Raw genomic sequence first — 19,783 nt, 5'->3', positions numbered from 1 at the left:
GTCTACATCAGCTCGCTTCGCGGTAGGGGTTGCGCGGGTCCTGGGTCCAGTTCAGGTAAGGCTTGCCAGTGTCCTGCGCCTGCATGTCGATGCAGTTCTCCACCGGGCAGGTGATCTGGCACAGGTTGCAGCCCACACATTCTTCCTCGATCACGCTGTAGGCATGCGTACCGTCTGCCTTCAGCGTACTGGCGATGGCCTGGTGCGAGGTGTCCTCGCAGGCGATGTGGCAGCGACCGCAACCGATGCACGCCTGCTGGTCGATATGCGCCACCGACTTGTAGTTGATGTCCAGGTACTTCCAGTCGGTGGTATGCCCTACCGCCTGGCCACGGAACGCCTCGATGTTGGCGTGGCCGTGCTGGTCCATCCAGCGGGCCAGGCCGTCTTTCATGTCTTCGACGATGCGAAAGCCATGCAGCATGGCCGCCGTGCACACCTGCACCGCGCCGCTGCCCAGCGCCATGAATTCGGCCGCGTCGCGCCAGTTGCCGATGCCGCCGATGCCGCAGATCGGCAGGCCATGGGTGGCCGGGTCACGGGCAATCTCCGCCACCATGTTCAGGGCGATCGGCTTCACCGCCGAGCCGCAGTAACCGCCATGCGTGCTCTGGTCACCGACGATGGGGTGGGCGACCATGCGGTCAAGGTCGACGCTGGTGATCGAGTTGATGGTGTTGATCAGCGACACCGCATCGGCCCCGCCGCGATGCGCAGCCCGTGCCGATTGGCGGATGTCGGTGATGTTCGGCGTCAGCTTGACGATCACCGGCAGCGAGCAGTGCTGCTTGCACCAGCGGGTGACCATTTCCACGTACTCCGGCACCTGGCCGACCGCCGCGCCCATGCCGCGCTCCGGCATGCCATGCGGGCAGCCGAAGTTCAGCTCGATGCCATCGGCGCCGGTGGCCTCCACCAGCGGCAGGATGAACTTCCACGACGCTTCCTCGCACGGCACCATCAGCGACACGATCAACGCGCGGTCGGGCCAGTCCTTCTTCACCTGGGTGATTTCGCGCAGGTTGATTTCCAGTGAACGGTCGGTGATCAGTTCGATGTTGTTGATGCCCTGCACCTGGCGGTTGGCGCCGTAATGGGCCGAGTAGCGCGACGAGACGTTGACCGCGGCCGGGTCTTCGCCAAGGGTCTTCCACACCACGCCACCCCAGCCGGCTTCAAAGGCGCGGACCACGTTGTAGGCTTTGTCGGTGGGCGGCGCGGACGCCAGCCAGAACGGGTTGGGGGCCTTGATCCCGGCGAACACGATAGACAAGTCGGCCATTACGCTGCCTCCACGTTGAGCATGAGTTGGGCATGGATGGCTTCGGCGGCCACTTTGCCGTGTTGTACGGCCTGAACGGTGAGGTCCTGGCCCAGCGCGGTGCAGTCGCCACCGGCGTATACCCCTGGCAGGCTGGTCTGCATGTTCACGTCAACGCGAATACGCTCACCGTCGCGGGCCAGTTGTGTGGCCACAGGGTCGGCGAGGCTGCTGTCGTCGAAACGCTGGCCGATGGCCTTGAAGATCGCGTCGGCGGCCAGTTCGAAGGTTTCGCCGGTGTCGCGCAGGCGGCCGTCGGCCAATTCGGTACGGGCAAAGCGCATGCCGCGTACGTTGCCGGTATCATCCAGCAGCACGCTGTCGGGGCGGGCCCAGGTGTGCAAGCGCACCTGGTTGGCCTTGGCGATGTCCTGCTCGTGCCCGGTGGCCCCCATGTCGGCGTGGCCACGGCGGTACACCAGGTTGACGTCGCGGGCACCCAGGCGGCTCATTTGCACCGCCATGTCGATGGCGGTGTTGCCAGCACCGATCACCAGGCAGCGCTCGGCCAGCGGCAGTTGGCTGAGGTCGTCTGCCTGGCGCAACTCGCGGATGTAAGCGGTGGCGGCGAGCAGGCCGGGGGCCTCTTCATCGGCCAGCCCCAGCTGGCGCACGGCATTCAGGCCCAGGCCAAGGAACACCGCATCGTATTGTTCGCGCAGTTCGCCCAGGCTGAGGTTGCCCCCCAGGCGCTGGCCATGGCGCAGCTCGATACCGCCGATGCCCAGCAGGAATGCCACTTCCCGCTGGGCATAATCGTCAACCAGCTTGTAGCGGGCGATGCCGTATTCATTGAGGCCACCTGGCTTGTCACAGGCTTCGAACACCACCACGTCATGGCCATGCATGGCCAGCCGGTGTGCGCATGCCAGCCCCGCAGGGCCAGCGCCGACCACCGCAATGCGCTTGCCCGTGGCCGGTGAACGCTGGAACGGGTGGTCGCTGAACTGGGCATTGTCCAGGGCGTAGCGCTGCAACTGGCCGATCAGTACCGGGGCGCATTCCTGCGCGTTGTTGCGCACACACGCTTGCTGGCACAGGATTTCGGTCGGGCAGACGCGGGCACAGCTGCCGCCGAGAATGTTGGCCGACAGAATCCGTTCGGCAGCGCCTTGCAGGTTCTCGTCGCTGATGCGGTGGATGAATGACGGGATGTCGATTTCGCTGGGGCACGCGTTGACGCAGGGCGCGTCGTAGCAATACAGGCAGCGGGCGCTTTCCACGGCGGCCTGGCGTGCGGTGAGGGGTGGGGCCAGGTCGCTGAAGCACTCGGCCAATTGGTCGGCGCCGGCCCGGGGGCGCGGCAAATGGTTCAGGGCGTCGATCACGGTTGTAGCCTCTCTATTTTTTTAGGGTTCAGGCGACAGCTGTTGTGGTGGGATCGGGGGCCGCTGTGCGGCCCATCGCGACGCAAGGCCGCTCCTACAAGGGACCGCGCATTCCTGTAGGAGCGGCCTTGTGTCGCGATGGGCTGCGCAGCAGCCCCAATGGCTTCAGCGCTGAACGGGCGTCGGCCGCTGCTGGTCGGCCCGACGCTCCAGCACCTCATACACCGACGGATACGCCGGCCGCTCCACATAGCGCCCCGCGCCCGCCTCGGCGCGCAGGTCGCCATCAGCCCAGACCACTTTGCCCTGGCTGATGGTGTGGCTGGGGACGCCACGTACAGTGCGGCCTTCGAAGATGTTGAAGTCCACCCGTTGGTGGTGGGTCTGGGCCGAGATGGTGCGCGTGCCTTGCGGGTCCCATAGCACCAGATCGGCATCGGCCCCTACGCGGATGGCGCCCTTGCGTGGGAACAGGTTGAAGATCTTCGCCGTGTTGGTAGAGGTCAGTGCCACGAACTCGTGCATCGACAGGCGCCCGCTGTTGACCCCGGCATCCCACAGCACCGCCATGCGGTCTTCGATGCCAGCGGTGCCATTGGGGATGCGGCTGAAGTCATCCCGGCCCATGGCTTTCTGTTCGGCGCAGAAGCAGCAGTGGTCAGTGGCTGTGGTGTGCAGGTTGCCCGCCTGCAGGCCGCGCCACAGCGCCTCCTGGTGCTCGCGCGGGCGGAACGGTGGGCTCATGACGTAGCCGGCGGCTGTGGCCCAGTCCGGGTCACGGTAGACGCTGTCGTCCAGCAGCAAGTGGCCAGGCAGCACTTCGCCGTAAACCGGTTGGCCCTTGGCCCGCGCATAGGCGATTTCATCCAGCGCCTCGCGGCTGGAAATGTGCACCAGGTACAGCGGTGTACCGAGGGTTTCGGCAATGCGGATGGCGCGGCTGGCCGCCTCGCCTTCAACCTGCGAAGGGCGTGACAGGGGGTGTGCTTCCGGCCCGGTCAGGCCCTGTGCCAGCAGCTTTTTCTGCAGGTGGAACACCAGCTCGCCATTTTCGGCATGCACGGTGGGCACTGCACCTAGCTGCAGGCAGCGCTCGAAGCTGGCCACCAAGGTGTCATCGGCCGCCATGATGGCGTTCTTGTAGGCCATGAAGTGCTTGAAGCTGTTCACCCCATGCTTGGCCACCAGTTCGCCCATCTCTTCGGCCACCTGCTCGCTCCACCAGGTGACGGCGACGTGGAAGCCATAGTCGCTGGCACTTTTCTGGGCCCAGCCGCGCCAGGTGTGAAAGGCCTCCAGCAGTGACTGCTGCGGGTTGGGAATGACGAAGTCGATGATCGATGTGGTGCCGCCCGCCAGGCCGGCCGCGGTACCGCTGAAGAAGTCTTCGCTGGCCACGGTGCCCATGAACGGCAATTGCATATGGGTGTGCGGGTCGATGCCGCCCGGCATCAGGTATTGCCCGCTGCCGTCGAGGATCTCGCAATCGGTCGGCGCTTCCAGGCCAGGTCCGACTGCACGGATCAGGCCATCGGCACACAGCACATCGGCGGGGTAACTCTCTTCGTGGGTAACAACGGTGGCGCCACGGATCAACAGGGACATGCCGTTTTCCTCGCAGGCTGACCGGTCTTGGCCGGTTCTTGGAATTTTCGGAAGCAGGGCGGGCAGGGGTTAATCCTGTCATGCCTGACAAGATTCGAGGCTAGATGCTGATCCTGAATTCAGCAAGAAAATTTCCTATTTATTTTGTGGTTTTTAAATCATTGATTTAAATGAATTAAATATTTAGAGCCCGCTGAATTCGGGGCCTCCAGGGTTTTTGACTAACTTGACAAGATAGAAAATTGGTCGAGATTTCTAAGGCACTCATACGCGTGTGTACTCCGGCCATCGAATTAGCCCGATGAGCAGACAACTCGAAAAAGTCTGGAGAAAGGCCCATGCAACAGAGCAGATCGCAAGTGGTCGAGCAGGATGGCCTGTTCGAGCTGGCCGAGGGCAGTGATGTTCTCGACAGCCCGCGCTACAACCACGACATCGCCCCGACCAAGGTGCACCAGCGCACCTGGAACAAATGGCACATCACGGCCCTGTGGGTAGGCATGTCCATCTGCGTGCCAACCTACACCCTCGGCGGCGTGCTCACAGCCTACTTTGGCCTGAGCGTTGGCGAGGCGCTGCTGGCGATCCTGCTGGCCAACATCATCGTGCTGATCCCGCTGACCCTTAACGCGTTCCCCGGCACCAAGTACGGCATCCCGTTTCCGGTGCTGCTGCGCTCGTCGTTCGGCATTCTGGGCTCCAACGTGCCGTGCCTGATTCGCGCCGTGGTGGCCTGCGGCTGGTTCGGGATCCAGACCCTGTTCGGCGGGCTGGCCATCCACCTGTTCCTGGGGTCGGTGTTCGACGGCTGGAAGGCCCTGGGCGGTGTCGGCGAGGTGATCGGGTTCATGATCTTCTGGTGCCTGAACCTGTGGGTGGTACTGCGGGGCGCCGAGTCGATCAAGTGGCTGGAGACGCTTTCGGCGCCGCTGCTGGTGGCCGTTGGGCTGGGCCTGCTGGTGTGGGCCTTGCCACACATGTCGATGACCGAACTGCTGGCGCAACCGCCCAAACGCCCTGAAGGCGCCAGCGTGGTCAGCTACTTCTGCGCTGGGCTCACGGCCATGGTCGGCTTCTGGGCCACGCTGTCGCTGAACATTCCCGATTTCAGCCGCTATGCCCGCAGCCAGAAGGACCAGATCCTCGGGCAAATCTTTGGCCTGCCGCTGACCATGTTCCTGTTCGCGGCCTTGGGCGTGGTGCTGACTGCGGCCTCGGCGTCGCTGGTGGGCGAAACGGTGTCCGACCCGGTCAGCCTGATCGGCAAGATCCACAGCCCGTTCTGGGTCGCCCTGGCCATGGCGCTGATCGTGATCGCCACCCTGTCGACCAACACTGCGGCGAACATCGTGTCGCCGACCAACGACTTCCAGAACATCGCCCCGCGCCTGATCGGGCGCAGCCGTGCGGTGTGGCTGACCGGCTTCATCGGCCTGGCGCTGATGGGCCACGAGTTGCTGAAGAAACTGGGCTGGATCGTGTCCGACCTGAGCCTGGAAAGCGTGTACTCCAATTGGTTGCTGGGCTACTCCAGCCTGCTCGGGCCGATAGCCGGGATCATGGTGGTGGATTACTTCCTGATCCGCCGGCAACAGCTGGACCTGGCCGGGCTGTACCGCGACGACGTGTACCCGGCGTGGAACTGGGCTGGCTTCGCCGCCTTCGTGCTGCCCGTGGGGTTGACGATGCTGGCGATCGGCAACAGCAGCTTCAGCTGGTTCTACGACTATGGCTGGTTCACCGGCTCGCTGCTGGGGGCGGCGTTGTACTACGTGTTCGCCGGCTTGGCGGCGCGCAGCCCGGCGCGGCTGGTCAAGCCCTTGCCCTGAGACCGTGTCTGCTTCTTCGCGGGCATGCCCGCTCCTACAGGTACTACGCAGTACTGGAAAACCTGTGGCGATCTGGTGGGAGCGGGCATGCCCGCGAAGAGGCCCGAACAGACAACAAAAAAGCCTGAAGGAGAAACCCGTGACCCCTTTCCAAGACATCCTCAAGACCACCGCCCACCACATCGACAGTGCCCGCCTCTGGCAATCGCTGATGGACCTGGCCCGCCTCGGCGCCACGCCCAAGGGGGGTGTCTGCCGCCTGGCCCTGACCGACCTCGACCGCCAGGCCCGCGACTTGTTCGTGCAGTGGTGCGAGGCGGCCGGTTGCACGGTCAGCGTCGATGCCGTGGGCAATATCTTCGCCCGTCGCCCTGGGCGTAACCCCAAGCTGCCACCGGTGATGACCGGCAGCCATATCGATACCCAGCCCACTGGCGGCAAGTTCGACGGCTGTTTCGGCGTGATGGCCGGGCTGGAAGTGCTCCGTACCCTCAACGACCTGGGCGTGGAAACCGAAGCACCGCTGGAGGTGGTGGTGTGGACCAACGAAGAAGGTTCGCGCTTTGCCCCCTGCATGATGGGGTCGGGTGTGTTCGCCGGCAAGTTCACCCTGGAAGAAACCCTGGCCAAGCGCGATGCTCAGGGCACCAGTGTGGGCGAGGCGTTGAACGCCATTGGCTACGCCGGCCCACGTGCGGTGCTGGGGCACCCGGTGGGGGCATATTTCGAAGCGCATATCGAGCAAGGGCCGATACTCGAGGACCAGGCCAAGACCATTGGGGTGGTCCTCGGTGCCCTTGGCCAGAAGTGGTTCGACCTGACCCTGCGCGGCGTCGAAGCCCATGCCGGCCCCACCCCCATGCACCTGCGCAAGGATGCCCTGGTGGGTGCCGCCGCGGTGGTCGAAGCGGTCAACCGCACAGCCCTCGGCCACCAGCCGCATGCCTGCGGCACGGTGGGTTGCTTGCAGGCCTACCCGGGCTCACGCAACGTAATCCCGGGCGAAGTGCGCATGACCCTGGACTTCCGTCACCTTGAGGGCGAGCAACTGGATGCGATGATCGCCGAGGTACGAGGGGTCATCGAGGCGACCTGCGCCAAGCATGGCCTGAGCCACGAACTGGTGCCCACGGCGGACTTCCCGGCATTGTACTTTGACAAGGGCTGTGTCGATGCCGTGCGCGATTCGGCCAAGGCCCTGGGGTTGCCGCACATGGACATCGTCAGCGGGGCAGGGCATGACGCGATCTTCCTTGCCGAGCTGGGGCCGGCGGGGATGATTTTCGTACCGTGCGAGAACGGCATCAGCCACAACGAAATCGAAAACGCCGCACCCGATGACCTGGCGGCGGGTTGCGCGGTGTTGTTGCGGGCGATGCTGGCTGCTTCGCAGGCGATTGCCAGCGGCCGCCTGGCAGCTTGATCAGGCGTAAGGTCCGCTCCTTCACTGGTCGTGTTTGGCCATAGATCGGCGGAGCCACACCGTCCGTTTGTAGGAGCGGGTTCACCCGCGAACACCGGCGTAGCCGGTGCCAGCCACCGCGCTGGATTCTTCGCGGGCGCGCCCGCTCCCACACAGGCCGCGTCGCGCTTACGAATTCAGTTCTCTGCGCGACAGCGCAGCCCGTAGTGCTGTGTTATCTCCTACAGGGCTGGTTCCAGGTAGCCGTCACGGCCGATGTGATAGCGCTGCAGGTCCTGCGCCAGCACCAGCCGGCCGCGGTAGTGGGCCAGTGCCTCATCACGCACGTCGTTGATGCTCGGGCTGCGCCTTGGGTCGCTCTGATAGCGGGCACTGAAGTGCGTCAGCACCAGGTTGCGCACGCCTGCCGCCTCGGCAAAGCGCGCCACTGCCGCCGCAGTGCTGTGCCCAAAGGTGACCCCGGTCCGCTCCACCACCGCCTGCGTGAAGGTTGCCTCATGCACCAGCACATCGGCGCCACGGGCGGCGTCGGCGAGCAATTGCGGGTTGTCATTGTCACCACACACGATAATCCGCCGGGGCGGGCGCGAGCCACGCAGGTATTCATTGCCATGCAGCAGCTGCTCGCCGAATTGCACGGTACGCCCCTTGGCCAGCTCGCCCCACATCGGGCCACGCGGTATGCCCTCAGCCTCCAGGCGCAGGGTGTCCAGGCGGGGTTCAGGGTTGAGTTCGGTAAACACGAAACCTACGCTCGGCACCCGGTGCGACAAGCGCACCGCTGCAACCTGCAGGGTCTGGTTGCGCCAGCCCTGCCAATCTTCCACGGCCAGCAGGCGCAGCTCGAACGGCAGGAAGGTATCACTGGCGGCCAGGCCTTGGCGTAGCCAGCCATGCAGCGCGGCAGGCAAGACAATATCCAGCGGTTGGTTACGGCCACTCATGCCGGCACTGGCGAGCAGCCCGGGCAGGCCAAAACAATGGTCACCATGAACGTGGGTAATGAAGACCGCCTGCAGGTCGCGAACCGACAGCGGCGTGTGCAACAGTTGGTGCTGTGTGCCCTCGCCGCAGTCGACCAGGTACCAGTGACTACCACTGGCTTCGACTACGGCGGTGGCGCTGACATTGCGGGCTTTGGTCGGCACCCCGGCGGAGGTACCGAGAAACAGCAGATCCATGTTGCGGCTCCTTGTGCCAGTCCAGTCGCGCAAAATCGCGCAATACGCAGGGCCTCGTTCCTTCGAGACGAACAACGCCGCACACCTTAGCCGGATTGCCGCAGGCCGTCGATTGCCCGCTAGTCAGCCTGCCGCCAGACCAGCTTGCTGGTGTCGTAGCCTTGCTCGCGGGCAATGTTCAGCAACTGTTCGCGCTGCTGGTCGGTGACCGCAGGGGTGCGCGACAGCAGCCACAGGTACTCACGGTTGGGGTGGCCGACCAGTGCCACGCGGTAATCCTTGTCGTGGTACAGCACCCAGTACTCACCCTTGGTCAGGCCAGGGGCCAGGCGGCTGAACCAGTTGTCGAAGCGTACCCACAATTTGTCAGTCCTGCCCGGCTGCTGGGCTTCAGCGATGCCTTTGGCTTCGTTCACCTCACCGTCCTTTTCCTTGCAGCGGTTGGTCACGTCGATACGGCCATCGGCGCGTAGCCCATAATGAGCCTCGGACTGTACGCAATTACGCTGGAAGAACATCGGCAGCCGCGCCAGTTCGTACCAGGTGCCCTGGTAGCGTTGCAGGTCCACCTGCTGGGTGCGCGGCGGTGCAGGGTGGTCGTTGCCGGCGCAGCCGAGCAAGGCAAGGGTCATGCAGGAAAGCAGCAGCGTGGTGCGTAGCGCCATGGTTGATCTCCTTGAAACGGATGAGTGCTTACCTGGGGTTCGATCCCGCGGCGGGGCAAAAGTTGTATGCGCAACCCATTGTCTGCTCCAGCTGGGTTACCATCCACGATGGTGAACCATCCAACCCTAGGAGTTCCGTTCGTGACCGAATACACCGCATTCAAGGTCGAGCTGACCGATAGCATCGCCCACGTTCAGATCAACCGCCCGGAGAAGGTCAACGCGATGAACGCGGCCTTCTGGGAAGAGATCGTTGATATCTTCCAGTGGATCGACGACACCGACGCCGTGCGTGCGGTGGTCATCAGTGGTGCCGGCAAGCACTTCTCGGCCGGTATCGACCTGATGATGCTGGCCTCGCTGGCCGGGGAGATGGCCAAGGACGTGGGCCGCAATGCGCGCTTCCTGCGCAAGACCATACAGCGCCTGCAAGCCTCGTTCACCGCCGTGGACAGCTGCCGCAAACCGGTACTGGCCGCGGTGCAGGGCTATTGCATCGGTGGCGCCATCGACCTGATCTCGGCCTGTGACATGCGTTACTGCAGCAGTGACGCGCAATTCTCGATCAAGGAAATCGACATGGGCATGGCCGCCGATGTCGGCACGCTGCAACGTTTGCCACGTATCATCGGCGACGGCATGATGCGTGAGCTGGCGTTCACCGGGCGCAATGTCGCGGCGGACGAGGCGCTGCGCATCGGCCTGGTGAACCGGGTCTATGATGACCACGCCGCGCTGCTGGACGGGGTTTTTGCCATCGCCCGCCAGATTGCTGCAAAATCGCCGATCGCGGTGGCGGGCACCAAGGAAATGCTCAGCTACATGCGCGACCACCGCATCGACGATGGCCTGGACTACATCGCCACGTGGAACGCCGCGATGCTGCAGTCCGAAGACCTGCGCGTGGCTGTGGCCGCGCACATGAGCAAACAGAAACCGACGTTCGCCGACTGATCGGGCCGGCGCACGCGCAGTAAAGGAAACCCGAGATGTCAGCACGCTGGACTACCGCAGTACTCGACCCTCAGATCACCGGCGGGCTGGCCGTGGCGCGCAGCCCGGAAGGGTTTCTGCACGACGCCAACGGCGCGCTGTTCCCTCGTGACTGGCTCAAGCGCCAGGGCCTGGATGTGCTGTGCGAACACGGCATTGGCCACTTCGACGGCCAGCCTGTGTTCCTGCTGGAACTGCGCGCTGCCAGCGACGTGCCCGGTTGCAACTGGCGCGGCCTGCGGGCGTTCATGCTGGAGGGTGACTTCGACACCTACATGGTTCTGGGTTATGCCGCACAGATCGGCACCTGGGCTCGCGAGCACCGTTTCTGCGGCAGTTGCGGGCAGGCGATGACACAAATCCGCTGGGAGCGCGCGATGTACTGCCAGCCTTGCGACCTGCGCAGCTACCCGCGTATTTCGCCGAGCATGATCGTGCTGGTGACCCGTGGCGACGAAATCCTGCTGGCACGCTCGCCGCGCTTCGTCACGGGGGTGTACAGCACCCTGGCAGGCTTTGCCGAGCCGGGCGAGTCGGCCGAGGACTGCCTGGTGCGCGAAGTGCGTGAAGAAGTGGCGGTAGAGGTGCAGAACATCCAGTACGTCGGCAGCCAGTGCTGGCCGTTCCCGCACTCGATGATGCTGGGCTTCCATGCCGAATACGCGGGTGGCGAGATCGTCATGCAGCCGGACGAGATCGAGGACGCCCAGTGGTTCAGCGTGCACGACCTGCCGCCGCTGCCGGCTGGGCGCTCTATTGCGCGCTACCTGATCGACCTCTATGTCGCTCGCCGCTTAGGCCTGCCCGAACCAGTGCTGCCACGCTAGGCGCACGGTCAACGCCAGCACCACGGTGATGAACACCGGGCGGATGAACTTGCTGCCGCCGCTGATCGCCGTGCGTGCGCCAAAGAAGGCGCCGACCATCACCGACAAGCCCATGCACAGGCCGACGATGTAGTCGACCTGCCCGGAAATGATGAACACCGTCAGCGCCGCGATGTTGCTGACGAAGTTCATGCTGCGCGCCACGCCGCTGGCGCGAACCAGGTCGATGGGGTACAGCAGCAGGGTGCTGACCGTCCAGAACGCCCCGGTGCCGGGGCCGGCCACGCCGTCATAGAAACCCAGGGTAAAGCCCTGCGGCGCCTGCCATTTTTTTCTGATCGGGGCATCGACGTCCAGCGGTGCCTTGGGCGTGCCGCCGAACAGCAGGTACACGCCACAGGCGAAGACGATGACCGGCAGCATCTTGTTCAGCCATTCGGCTGGCATGTAGTGGGCCACTACGGCGCCGATCAATGCCCCGACCAGGGTGGCCAACAGCGCCGGCCGCCACTGCGCCGGGTGGAACAGCTTGCGCTTGTAGTAGGTGAAGCTGGCGGTGGCCGAGCCGAAGGTGGAGCTGAGCTTGTTGGTGCCCAGCACCAGGTGTGGCGGCATGCCGGCGGTGAGCAGCGCCGGGGTGGTGAGCAGGCCGCCGCCACCGGCGATGGCATCGATGAAACCGGCGACGAAGGCGACCAGGGCCAGAATCAGCAGGGTGAGGGGTTCTACGGTGAGTTCGAAGGGCATGGGAGGCTTCAAGCTGAAAGGCCGGGGTGCGGCAAATGGACAGATAAACGGGCATGATAAGCCCTCGTCCCTTAGGTTGTCAGTGTCAGCCTGCTTGTGCGGGAGGTGATTGATTGGGACCAACCTCGGACAAAACGGGCCGGTACTGACACTGCAAACATTCAGGTTGCCGCTTTTTTCCGCGGCTGCCTTGGCTTGCCAGCCGCTGCTTTGCCCCCGGCCGCTTTGCTTCTCCCGCCACCCCGGCGCTTCTTTTTCCACGGCGGTGCCGCCCCGGCTGCAGGCCCGCTGATGGTCATGCGCATACCCTGGCAACGTTCTACCAGCTTGCCCATCCATGCCGACTGCCGGGCGACGAACTCTTCCAGGCTCATCTCGCCGCTCTGCACCATGTCCAGCGCCTGCTCCCAGATGGCCGTGGTGCCCGGATCAGCGATGGCGCGCGGTACGGCATTGATCAGGCTGAACGCTGCTGGCGTGGCCGACAGTGCCTTGCCGTTCTTCACCAGATAACCGCGATCGAGCAGGCCTTGGATGATGCTGGCGCGGGTGGCTTCGGTGCCGATACCGGTGGTTTCCTTGAGCTTCTGTTTCAGCCGTGGGTCGTCGACCAGCTTGGCCACGTTCTTCATCGCCTTGATCAGGTCGCCTTCGGTAAACGGCTTGGGCGGCTGGGTCCATAGGTCTTTCAGCTGCGAGCCCTGCACGTTGCAGTCCTGGCCTTCGCGCAGCATTGGCAGTACTTGGGCGGGTGGTGCCTCACGGCCTTTGGTTGGGGTCAGCGCCTCGGGTAGCGCGCGGCGCCAGCCCGGTTCGACGATCTGCTTGCCCACCGCGCGCAGGGCATGGCCCGCGCAGTCGAAGTCGGCCTGGGTGCGGTCGAACTCGTGGTTGGGCAGGAACTGCGCCAGGTAGCGGGCGCGGATCAGGGTGTACACCGCCTTGTACTTGGCTGGCAGGCGCGCCGGGTCGCTGGCAGCGGCAGTGGGGATGATGCCGTGGTGGGCACTGACCTTGGCGTCGTTCCAGGCCCGCGAGCGGCGTTGCGGCTCGAGGTAGGGCTGCAGGGGCGCCAGGCTGGCATCGGCCCGTTGCAGGGCGGCGAGGATGCCTGCTGCCTCGGCGTGCTGGCTTTGCGGCAGATAGCCACAGTCGCTGCGCGGGTAGGTGATCAGCTTGTGGGTTTCGTACAGCGCCTGGGCGATGTCGAGGGTTTCCTGGGCGCCGAGGCCGAATTTTTTCGAGCACAGCTCTTGCAGGGTACCGAGGTCAAAGGGCAATGGCGCTGCTTCGCGCACGCGCTCGGTGGCCACCTTCATGGCCCTTGCGGTGGCGGCCTGGCCGATATCGGCAGCCGCTCGTTGCGCCAGTGCCTGGTTCAGGCAGCGCCCCTGGTCGTCACAGGCGTCTTCCGGCGCCCGCCATTGCGCGTTGAACCCCTGGCCGGCATGTTCCAGCTGCACGTCGATAGCCCAGAACGGCACCGGCACGAAGTTCGCGATGCTGCGGTCGCGGTTAACCACCAGGCGCAGGGTGGGCGTTTGCACCCGGCCCACGGGCAGCACGCCCTGGTAGCCGGATTGCCGGCCCAGCAGGGTGAACAGCCGGCTCATGTTCATACCGATCAGCCAGTCGGCGCGGGAACGGCCCAGCGCCGAGTGGTACAGGTTGAAGGTTTCGTGGCCGGGCAGCAGGCGCGCCAAGGCCTTGCGGATGGAGGCGTCGTCCAGCGCCGACAGCCACAGGCGCTGCACCGGGCCACGGTAGCGACAATGCTCGACCAGCTCACGGGCGATCATTTCCCCTTCACGGTCGGCGTCGGTGGCAATTACCAGCTCGCGCGCTTCGCCAAGCAGGCGCTTGACCGCCTTGAACTGGCTGGCGGTCTTGGGTTTGACCAGCATTTTCCATTTGTCTGGAATGATCGGCAGGTCGGCCAGGTTCCAGCGCTTGTAGCGTTCGTCGTAGCTGTCGGGCGGGGCGGTTTCCAGCAGGTGGCCGATGCACCAGGTTACGCAGACGTCGGTGCCTTGCCAGCAGCCGTCGCCCTTGCGGGTGGCGCCGAGCACTTTGGCGATGTCTTTTGCCTGGGAGGGTTTTTCGCAGAGGAACAGGCGCATGGCCGGGAACGCTTCATCGGGGAATGATGAGCACTAGGATGCGCAACCAGGGGCGCGGAGGCAAGTTTTATCTGGATGGATGTACAGGTTTCTTGGTGCTTGAAATTTTCACGATCCCTGTGGGAGCGGCCTTGGTGGGGCGCCGCACGGGGGAAAGGGCTGCGTAGCAGCCCCAGTAATATCAGCCACGGAGTAGAAGCGTGGGGCCGCTTTGCGGCCCTTTCGCGACACAAGGCCGCTCCCACTAGGCCGCTCCCACAAAGGCCGCTCTCACAACTGGGAGTCAGGGGCGCGAGTCGCGCACCATGTCCACGTGCGGGATGCCGGCTTCGAGGAACTCTTCGCTGACTACGCGGAAGCCCAGCCGCTCGTAGAACGGCGTGGCGTGGACCTGGGCGCTGAGCATCTGCTGCTTCAGGTCACGGTTCTGCGCTTCGACGATCACCGCATTCATCAGTGCGTCACCCACCTTCAGCCCGCGCCAGTCCTTCAATACCGAAACCCGGCCGATGGTGCCATCGGGCAGCAGGCGGGCGGTGCCGATCGGATAGTCCCCTTCCAAGGCCAGAAAGTGTACGGCGGTCGGATCTTCCGAGTCCCATTCCAGCTCAGGCGGCACGTGCTGTTCGGCGATGAACACCGCTTCACGGATACGGCGGATGTCGGCGTTGTCCTTGTGCCAGTCGGCGAGGCGCACACGAATCTTATTCATTGGCGAATCCCAGGCTTCCTTGTTTGACCAGCTGCTGTACCAGCATAAGGCCATCTTCATCCTGCAGCCATTCGCCGAGGTTGTCGATGTGCAGGGCGTCGGCCGCGCACACCAGTTTCAGCAGCTCGCGCAGCTTGCCAGGCAGTGGGCAGCTGCGGCCGCTGGCGAACAGCAGCAGGTCGTCTTCGAATTCCGACCAGGCCAGGCGGGCACTCGGGTTGCGGATCAGGATGGCGCCTTGCTCCAGCGCATCGACCAGTTCCTCTTCGCTCAGCTCTTCACCGACGATCTGTTCGGGGTAACGCGGTTCGGTCATGAACTGGCCAAACCAGGTCAGCAGCAGGTCCTTGTCGTTCATGTGCTTGTCGAGCAGCGCCTTGAGGCGGTCGAGGGCGTCATGCTGGATCTGATGCGGGTCGCTGGCAGGCTGGGCGTCGGCGTCGCTGTAGCGTTCTTCGTCGGGCAGGAACTGGCCGAGGAAGTCGGTGAAGTGGGTGAGTACTTCGGCGGCGCTAGGGGCACGGAAGCCAACCGAGTAGGTCAGGCACTCGTCCACGGCAACACCGTAGTGAGCCAGGCGTGGTGGCAGGTACAGCATGTCACCTGGCTCCAGGGTCCATTCTTCGCCTTGCTCGAACTCGGCCAGGATACGCAGGTCGGCATGCTCCAGCAGCGCACTGTCGCTGCTGCACATCTGGCCGACCTTCCAGTTGCGCTGGCCGTGGCCCTGCAACAGGAACACGTCGTAGTTGTCGAAGTGCGGGCCAACGCTGCCACCAGGGGCAGCGAAGCTGATCATCACATCATCGATGCGCCAGCTGGGCAGGAAGCGGAAGTTCTCCAGCAGCTCGGCGACTTCCGGAACGAACTGGTCTACGGCCTGTACCAGCAGGGTCCAGTCTTTTTCCGGCAGCTCGGCGAAGGTGTCTTCGGTGAACGGGCCACGGCGCAGTTCCCACGGGTGGGCGCCATGTTCCAGCACGATACGCGACTCGACTTCTTCCTCCAGGGCCAGGCCAGCCAGCTCGTCGGGGTCGATCGGGCTGATGAAGTCCGGGAAGGCCTGGCGCACCAGCAGCGGCTTTTTCTGCCAGTAGTCGCGCATGAATTCGCGGGCCGAGATGCCGCCGAGCAGCTGCAGTGGAGTATCAGGATTCATGTTCAACCTATTGAAAAAACGTAATTTTCGTACGGGAAAAAAACGCCCGGCCAGGCCGGGCGTTGTATGCGGCGGTCCGCTTAGACGCGTTTGGCCTGGGCTGCCGCGTTACCGATGTAGGTAGCAGGGGTCAGCAGCTTGAGCTCGGCCTTGGCTTCGGCTGGCATGTCCAGGCCGTCGATGAAGGTCAGCAGCGCTTGTGGGGTGATGCCCTTGCCACGGGTCAGCTCTTTGAGCTTTTCGTAGGGGTTTTCGATGTTGAAGCGGCGCATCACGGTCTGGATCGGTTCGGCCAGCACTTCCCAGCAGGCGTCCAGGTCGGCGGCGATGCGGGCTTCGTTCACTTCCAGCTTGCCGATGCCTTTGAGGCTGGCTTCGTAGGCAATGACGCTGTGGGCGAAGCCCACGCCCAGGTTGCGCAGCACGGTGGAGTCGGTCAGGTCACGCTGCCAGCGCGAGATTGGCAGTTTGCTGGCCAGGTGCTGGAACAGGGCGTTGGCGATACCCAGGTTGCCTTCGGAGTTTTCGAAGTCGATCGGGTTGACCTTGTGTGGCATGGTCGAAGAGCCGATTTCGCCGGCGACGGTCTTCTGCTTGAAGTAGCCCAGCGAAATGTAACCCCATACGTCACGGTCGAAGTCGATCAGGATGGTGTTGAAGCGGGCGATGGCGTCAAACAGTTCGGCGATGTAGTCGTGCGGTTCGATCTGGGTGGTGTACGGGTTGAACTGCAGGCCCAGCTCGTCTTCGATGAAGGCACGGGCGTTGGCTTCCCAGTCGATCTGCGAGTAGGCCGACAGGTGGGCGTTGTAGTTGCCCACGGCGCCGTTGATCTTGCCCAGCAGCGGTACGGCGGCAACCTGGGCGATCTGGCGCTCCAGGCGGTACACGACGTTGGCCAGTTCCTTGCCCAGGGTGGTCGGCGAAGCCGGCTGGCCGTGGGTGCGCGACAGCATCGGCACGTCGGCGTGAGCGTGGGCCAGGGCACGAATGGCCTCGGCGATCTGGCGCATCAGCGGCAGCAGCACGTCGTCACGGCCAGCACGCAGCATCAGGGCGTGGGACAGGTTGTTGATGTCCTCGCTGGTGCAGGCGAAGTGGATGAACTCGCTGACCTTGGCCAACTCAGGCAACTGGGCGGCCTGCTCCTTGAGCAGGTATTCGATCGCCTTGACGTCGTGGTTGGTGGTGCGCTCGATTTCCTTGACGCGCTCGGCGTGCTCAAGCTTGAAATCGCTGGCCAGGGTGTCCAGCAGGGCGTTGGCCTCGGCGGAGAACGCCGGCACTTCGCCAATTTGCGGGTGGGCGGCCAGGCGCTGTAACCAGCGCACTTCGACCAGGGCGCGGAAACGGATCAGGCCGAATTCGCTGAAGATGGGGCGCAAGGCCTGGGTTTTGCCGGCGTAACGGCCGTCTACAGGGGAAACCGCAGTGAGCGAAGAAAGCTGCATGGGGTGTTCTCGGACAGTCAGGCTTTTGGAAGGGCGCATATGATACATGAAAAAGGCAGGCGGCGAGCTTCAAGCTGCAAGTAGCAAGTAAAAGCCGACGTGCTGCTTCTGCTTGCTGCTTGTAGCTTAGAGCTTGCAGCTTACCCTCGCATCATGTCGTACAGCTCGTTCAGCAGTTTGCGCCGGCTGAACACCAGTTGCCAGCGGTGCCCGCCCAGCTGGCGCCACAGGCGCGCGGCGCGGATGCCGGCGAGCAGCAGGGCGCGGATTTTTGAGGCGTTGCTGGCCTGCTGCAGGAAGCGCATGTCGCCGTGTACCTGGATGCGCTGGCGCAGGGTGCTCAGGGTGTCCTGGTACAAGGCTCCGCTGGAAGCGATGACATTTTCGTGAACCAGGCCGAAATGATCGGCCTGCGACTGGATTTGTGGCAGGCGGTTGCCGATGGTGTCGAGCAGGTCGCCACGCTTGTTCAACTGGCGCTCCAGGCCCAGCATCGACAGGGCGTAGCGCAGGGGCTCGCGCTGCAGGCTGCTGGGGTCGCGCTCCAGGGCGCCGACCAGCGCGCGATAGCCATCGCGCAGGTTCAGGTCGTCGCCGCCGAACACTTCCAGGGTGTCTTTGGGGTCGCGTACCAGCAAGCTGCCCAGCATGCAGCCGATGTTGGCCTCGCTGGCCTGGCCGGTGCGGGCGATGCGGTCAACCAGTACGGCTGCCTGGAAGACGCCGCCCAGGGCAATCAATTGCTCGCGCAGTGTGCTCATGCCCGCGGCCTCCACGGCTCGGCCGCCTCGATCACGCCACCACCCAGGCACACCTCGCCATCATAGAACACCACCGACTGGCCCGGCGTCACGGCGCGCTGGGGCTCGTCGAACACGGCGCGGTAGCCGCCATCGGTCAGCGCCAGGGTGCAGCGCTGGTCGCTCTGCCGGTAGCGTACCTTGGCGGTGAGCTGGCGCGGGCTGCTCAGGTCCACCGGGTTGACCCAGAAGATTTCCGACGCGAGCAGGGCGCGGGAGAACAACCATGGGTGTTCGTTGCCCTGGCCAACCACCAGCACATTGCGGGTCAGGTCTTTGTGCAGCACGTACCAGGGCTCGTCACCGGCGTCCTTCAGGCCGCCGATACCCAGGCCCTGGCGCTGGCCGATGGTGTGGTACATCAGGCCATGGTGGCGGCCGATCACCTCGCCTTCGGTGGTTTCGATGTTGCCTGGCTGGGCGGGCAGGTACTGCTTGAGGAAGTCGCTGAAGCGGCGTTCACCAATGAAGCAGATGCCGGTGGAGTCCTTTTTCTTGGCGGTGGCCAGGCCGTGTTTTTCGGCAATGGCGCGGACCTCGGGTTTTTCCAGTTCGCCCACCGGGAACAGCGTGCGGGCGATTTCCTTGCCGCCAACGGCGTGCAGGAAATAGCTCTGGTCCTTGTTCGGGTCCAGGCCTTTGAGCAGTTCGGTAACGGCGCCGGTGTCGCGGCGGCGTACATAGTGGCCGGTGGCAATCAGGTCTGCACCCAGCGACAGGGCGTAGTCGAGGAACGCCTTGAACTTGATTTCGCGGTTGCAGAGGATGTCCGGGTTGGGCGTGCGGCCGGCCTTGTACTCTTCGAGGAAGTGCTCGAACACGTTGTCCCAGTACTCGGCGGCGAAGTTGGCGGTGTGCAGCTTGATACCGATGCGGTCGCACACGGCCTGGGCGTCGGCCAGGTCTTCACGGGCGGTGCAGTATTCGGTGCCGTCGTCTTCTTCCCAGTTCTTCATGAACAGCCCTTCCACCTGGTAGCCCTGCTCGATGAGCAGAAGGGCGGAGACGGAAGAGTCCACGCCGCCGGACATGCCGACGATGACGCGGGTCTTGGCGGGGTCTTTGAGTGCTGGGCTGGTCATGGGTACCGGTGTGTATCAAGGGGGAAAAACGCCGATTCTATCAAAGCCGCGGCGCTACGTCAGTCGCGCAGCAGCGCAAGGCTGTGCAGCGGGCCTGCAAGGTAGTCGTCCAGGCAGCGCGGCACCAGCTCGCTGCGCCAGCGGGTGGGGTCGGCCAGCAGCTCTTCGCGGGTCAGCCAGACAGCGCGGACGATGTCGCTGTCCAGGGCCAGGTCGGCATGGTGGCGCACGGGGCGGGCGGCAAAGCAGATGCGCTGGTAGGTCACGCCGTTGCTGGGCGCAGTGTACAGGTAGATGCCGACCACGCCGGTGAGCTCGACTTCCCAGGCGGTTTCTTCCAGGGTTTCGCGCAGGGCGGCCTGGGGCAGGGTCTCGTTGGCTTCCAGGTGCCCGGCGGGCTGGTTGAAGACGTGCCGGTTGGCTTTGAATTCCTCGACGAACAGGAATTTGCCGTCCTGCTCGACGATGGTGGCGACGGTGATGTGGGGTTGCCATGACACGGTCGATTCTCTCCCTAAGTAGCAAGTAGCAAGTGGCAAG

At 64.2% G+C, this 19,783-nt stretch carries 17 protein-coding genes; 4 read left to right on the top strand and 13 right to left on the bottom strand.

The window, feature by feature from the left end:
- Positions 1-7: 7 nt before the first annotated feature.
- The 3 genes from preA to hydA form a co-directional block, all read right to left on the bottom strand.
- Positions 8-1,282, bottom strand: a complete 1,275-nt coding sequence (gene preA / locus GYA94_RS02880) for an NAD-dependent dihydropyrimidine dehydrogenase subunit PreA (protein ID WP_054911519.1) — start codon at positions 1,280-1,282, stop codon at positions 8-10.
- The gene (locus GYA94_RS02875; protein WP_161891753.1) at positions 1,282-2,649 is read right to left on the bottom strand and encodes an NAD(P)-dependent oxidoreductase; all 1,368 of its coding nucleotides are present in this window, start codon (positions 2,647-2,649) and stop codon (positions 1,282-1,284) included. Before GYA94_RS02875 ends, preA begins: the two co-directional genes overlap by 1 nt.
- A gap of 165 nt (positions 2,650-2,814) precedes the next feature.
- Complete coding sequence (gene hydA, locus GYA94_RS02870) at positions 2,815-4,254, bottom strand: dihydropyrimidinase (protein WP_009683141.1); 1,440 nt, start codon at positions 4,252-4,254, stop codon at positions 2,815-2,817.
- A gap of 338 nt (positions 4,255-4,592) precedes the next feature.
- On the opposite strand from hydA, the gene GYA94_RS02865 reads away from it, so the two are divergent.
- A complete protein-coding gene (locus GYA94_RS02865; RefSeq protein ID WP_161891752.1) occupies positions 4,593-6,083 on the top strand; it encodes an NCS1 family nucleobase:cation symporter-1 in 1,491 nt (496 codons plus the stop codon).
- Positions 6,084-6,222: 139 nt separating this feature from the next.
- Positions 6,223-7,506: a Zn-dependent hydrolase gene (locus tag GYA94_RS02860; RefSeq protein WP_029887470.1), complete on the top strand. Its 1,284-nt coding sequence runs from the start codon at positions 6,223-6,225 to the stop codon at positions 7,504-7,506.
- A 221-nt stretch (positions 7,507-7,727) separates the two neighbouring features.
- On the opposite strand, the gene GYA94_RS02855 is transcribed toward GYA94_RS02860, so the two are convergent.
- Both GYA94_RS02855 and GYA94_RS02850 read right to left on the bottom strand, forming a co-directional pair.
- Positions 7,728-8,687: a ribonuclease Z gene (locus GYA94_RS02855; protein WP_161891751.1), complete on the bottom strand. Its 960-nt coding sequence runs from the start codon at positions 8,685-8,687 to the stop codon at positions 7,728-7,730.
- A gap of 119 nt (positions 8,688-8,806) precedes the next feature.
- Positions 8,807-9,352, bottom strand: a complete 546-nt coding sequence (locus GYA94_RS02850) for a lipocalin family protein (protein ID WP_054911522.1) — start codon at positions 9,350-9,352, stop codon at positions 8,807-8,809.
- A gap of 141 nt (positions 9,353-9,493) precedes the next feature.
- Here GYA94_RS02850 and GYA94_RS02845 point away from each other — a divergent pair, with 141 nt between their 5' ends.
- Both GYA94_RS02845 and nudC read left to right on the top strand, forming a co-directional pair.
- Positions 9,494-10,306 (top strand): crotonase/enoyl-CoA hydratase family protein, encoded by an 813-nt coding sequence (locus GYA94_RS02845; RefSeq protein ID WP_161891750.1) that lies wholly within the window; start codon positions 9,494-9,496, stop codon positions 10,304-10,306.
- A gap of 35 nt (positions 10,307-10,341) precedes the next feature.
- The gene (gene nudC / locus GYA94_RS02840) at positions 10,342-11,172 is read left to right on the top strand and encodes an NAD(+) diphosphatase (protein WP_110676072.1); all 831 of its coding nucleotides are present in this window, start codon (positions 10,342-10,344) and stop codon (positions 11,170-11,172) included.
- Here the strand turns inward: nudC and GYA94_RS02835 are convergent.
- The 8 genes from GYA94_RS02835 to GYA94_RS02800 form a co-directional block, all read right to left on the bottom strand.
- The gene (locus GYA94_RS02835; RefSeq protein WP_110676070.1) at positions 11,140-11,919 is read right to left on the bottom strand and encodes a TSUP family transporter; all 780 of its coding nucleotides are present in this window, start codon (positions 11,917-11,919) and stop codon (positions 11,140-11,142) included. The two genes, nudC and GYA94_RS02835, sit on opposite strands and share 33 nt — an antisense overlap.
- Before the next feature lie 161 nt (positions 11,920-12,080).
- Positions 12,081-14,039: a DNA topoisomerase III gene (locus tag GYA94_RS02830; RefSeq protein WP_161891749.1), complete on the bottom strand. Its 1,959-nt coding sequence runs from the start codon at positions 14,037-14,039 to the stop codon at positions 12,081-12,083.
- A gap of 283 nt (positions 14,040-14,322) precedes the next feature.
- Complete coding sequence (locus tag GYA94_RS02825; RefSeq protein ID WP_009683126.1) at positions 14,323-14,751, bottom strand: GNAT family N-acetyltransferase; 429 nt, start codon at positions 14,749-14,751, stop codon at positions 14,323-14,325.
- Complete coding sequence (locus tag GYA94_RS02820; protein WP_029887823.1) at positions 14,744-15,910, bottom strand: ribosomal protein uL16 3-hydroxylase; 1,167 nt, start codon at positions 15,908-15,910, stop codon at positions 14,744-14,746. The genes GYA94_RS02825 and GYA94_RS02820 overlap by 8 nt, the downstream gene beginning before the upstream one ends.
- An 80-nt stretch (positions 15,911-15,990) precedes the next feature.
- Positions 15,991-17,361, bottom strand: a complete 1,371-nt coding sequence (gene purB / locus GYA94_RS02815) for an adenylosuccinate lyase (RefSeq protein WP_009683124.1) — start codon at positions 17,359-17,361, stop codon at positions 15,991-15,993.
- A gap of 140 nt (positions 17,362-17,501) precedes the next feature.
- The gene (gene hflD / locus GYA94_RS02810; RefSeq protein ID WP_029887825.1) at positions 17,502-18,122 is read right to left on the bottom strand and encodes a high frequency lysogenization protein HflD; all 621 of its coding nucleotides are present in this window, start codon (positions 18,120-18,122) and stop codon (positions 17,502-17,504) included.
- Positions 18,119-19,243: a tRNA 2-thiouridine(34) synthase MnmA gene (gene mnmA, locus GYA94_RS02805; protein ID WP_161891748.1), complete on the bottom strand. Its 1,125-nt coding sequence runs from the start codon at positions 19,241-19,243 to the stop codon at positions 18,119-18,121. The genes hflD and mnmA overlap by 4 nt, the downstream gene beginning before the upstream one ends.
- Positions 19,244-19,302: 59 nt before the next feature.
- Entirely contained in the window at positions 19,303-19,743 is a 441-nt protein-coding gene (locus GYA94_RS02800) for an NUDIX hydrolase (protein WP_029887827.1), read from the bottom strand.
- Between the last annotated feature and the right edge of the window lie 40 nt (positions 19,744-19,783).

This window comes from Pseudomonas juntendi (assembly GCF_009932375.1).
Lineage (GTDB): Bacteria > Pseudomonadota > Gammaproteobacteria > Pseudomonadales > Pseudomonadaceae > Aquipseudomonas > Aquipseudomonas juntendi.
Note: the sequence above shows the minus strand (reverse complement) of the source record. Positions and strands in the feature narration are given on the sequence as shown.

What these genes read in the sequence shown, in the direction of transcription:
- GYA94_RS02820 (WP_029887823.1), bottom strand. Translation starts at nt 15,910, where the DNA reads ATGAATCCTGATACTCCACTGCAGCTGCTCGGCGGCATCTCGGCCCGC.
- hydA (WP_009683141.1), bottom strand. Translation starts at nt 4,254, where the DNA reads ATGTCCCTGTTGATCCGTGGCGCCACCGTTGTTACCCACGAAGAGAGT.
- hflD (WP_029887825.1), bottom strand. Translation starts at nt 18,122, where the DNA reads ATGAGCACACTGCGCGAGCAATTGATTGCCCTGGGCGGCGTCTTCCAG.
- purB (WP_009683124.1), bottom strand. Translation starts at nt 17,361, where the DNA reads ATGCAGCTTTCTTCGCTCACTGCGGTTTCCCCTGTAGACGGCCGTTAC.
- GYA94_RS02865 (WP_161891752.1), top strand. Translation starts at nt 4,593, where the DNA reads ATGCAACAGAGCAGATCGCAAGTGGTCGAGCAGGATGGCCTGTTCGAG.
- mnmA (WP_161891748.1), bottom strand. Translation starts at nt 19,243, where the DNA reads ATGACCAGCCCAGCACTCAAAGACCCCGCCAAGACCCGCGTCATCGTC.
- nudC (WP_110676072.1), top strand. Translation starts at nt 10,342, where the DNA reads ATGTCAGCACGCTGGACTACCGCAGTACTCGACCCTCAGATCACCGGC.
- GYA94_RS02835 (WP_110676070.1), bottom strand. Translation starts at nt 11,919, where the DNA reads ATGCCCTTCGAACTCACCGTAGAACCCCTCACCCTGCTGATTCTGGCC.
- GYA94_RS02850 (WP_054911522.1), bottom strand. Translation starts at nt 9,352, where the DNA reads ATGGCGCTACGCACCACGCTGCTGCTTTCCTGCATGACCCTTGCCTTG.
- GYA94_RS02830 (WP_161891749.1), bottom strand. Translation starts at nt 14,039, where the DNA reads ATGCGCCTGTTCCTCTGCGAAAAACCCTCCCAGGCAAAAGACATCGCC.
- GYA94_RS02855 (WP_161891751.1), bottom strand. Translation starts at nt 8,687, where the DNA reads ATGGATCTGCTGTTTCTCGGTACCTCCGCCGGGGTGCCGACCAAAGCC.
- preA (WP_054911519.1), bottom strand. Translation starts at nt 1,282, where the DNA reads ATGGCCGACTTGTCTATCGTGTTCGCCGGGATCAAGGCCCCCAACCCG.
- GYA94_RS02825 (WP_009683126.1), bottom strand. Translation starts at nt 14,751, where the DNA reads ATGAATAAGATTCGTGTGCGCCTCGCCGACTGGCACAAGGACAACGCC.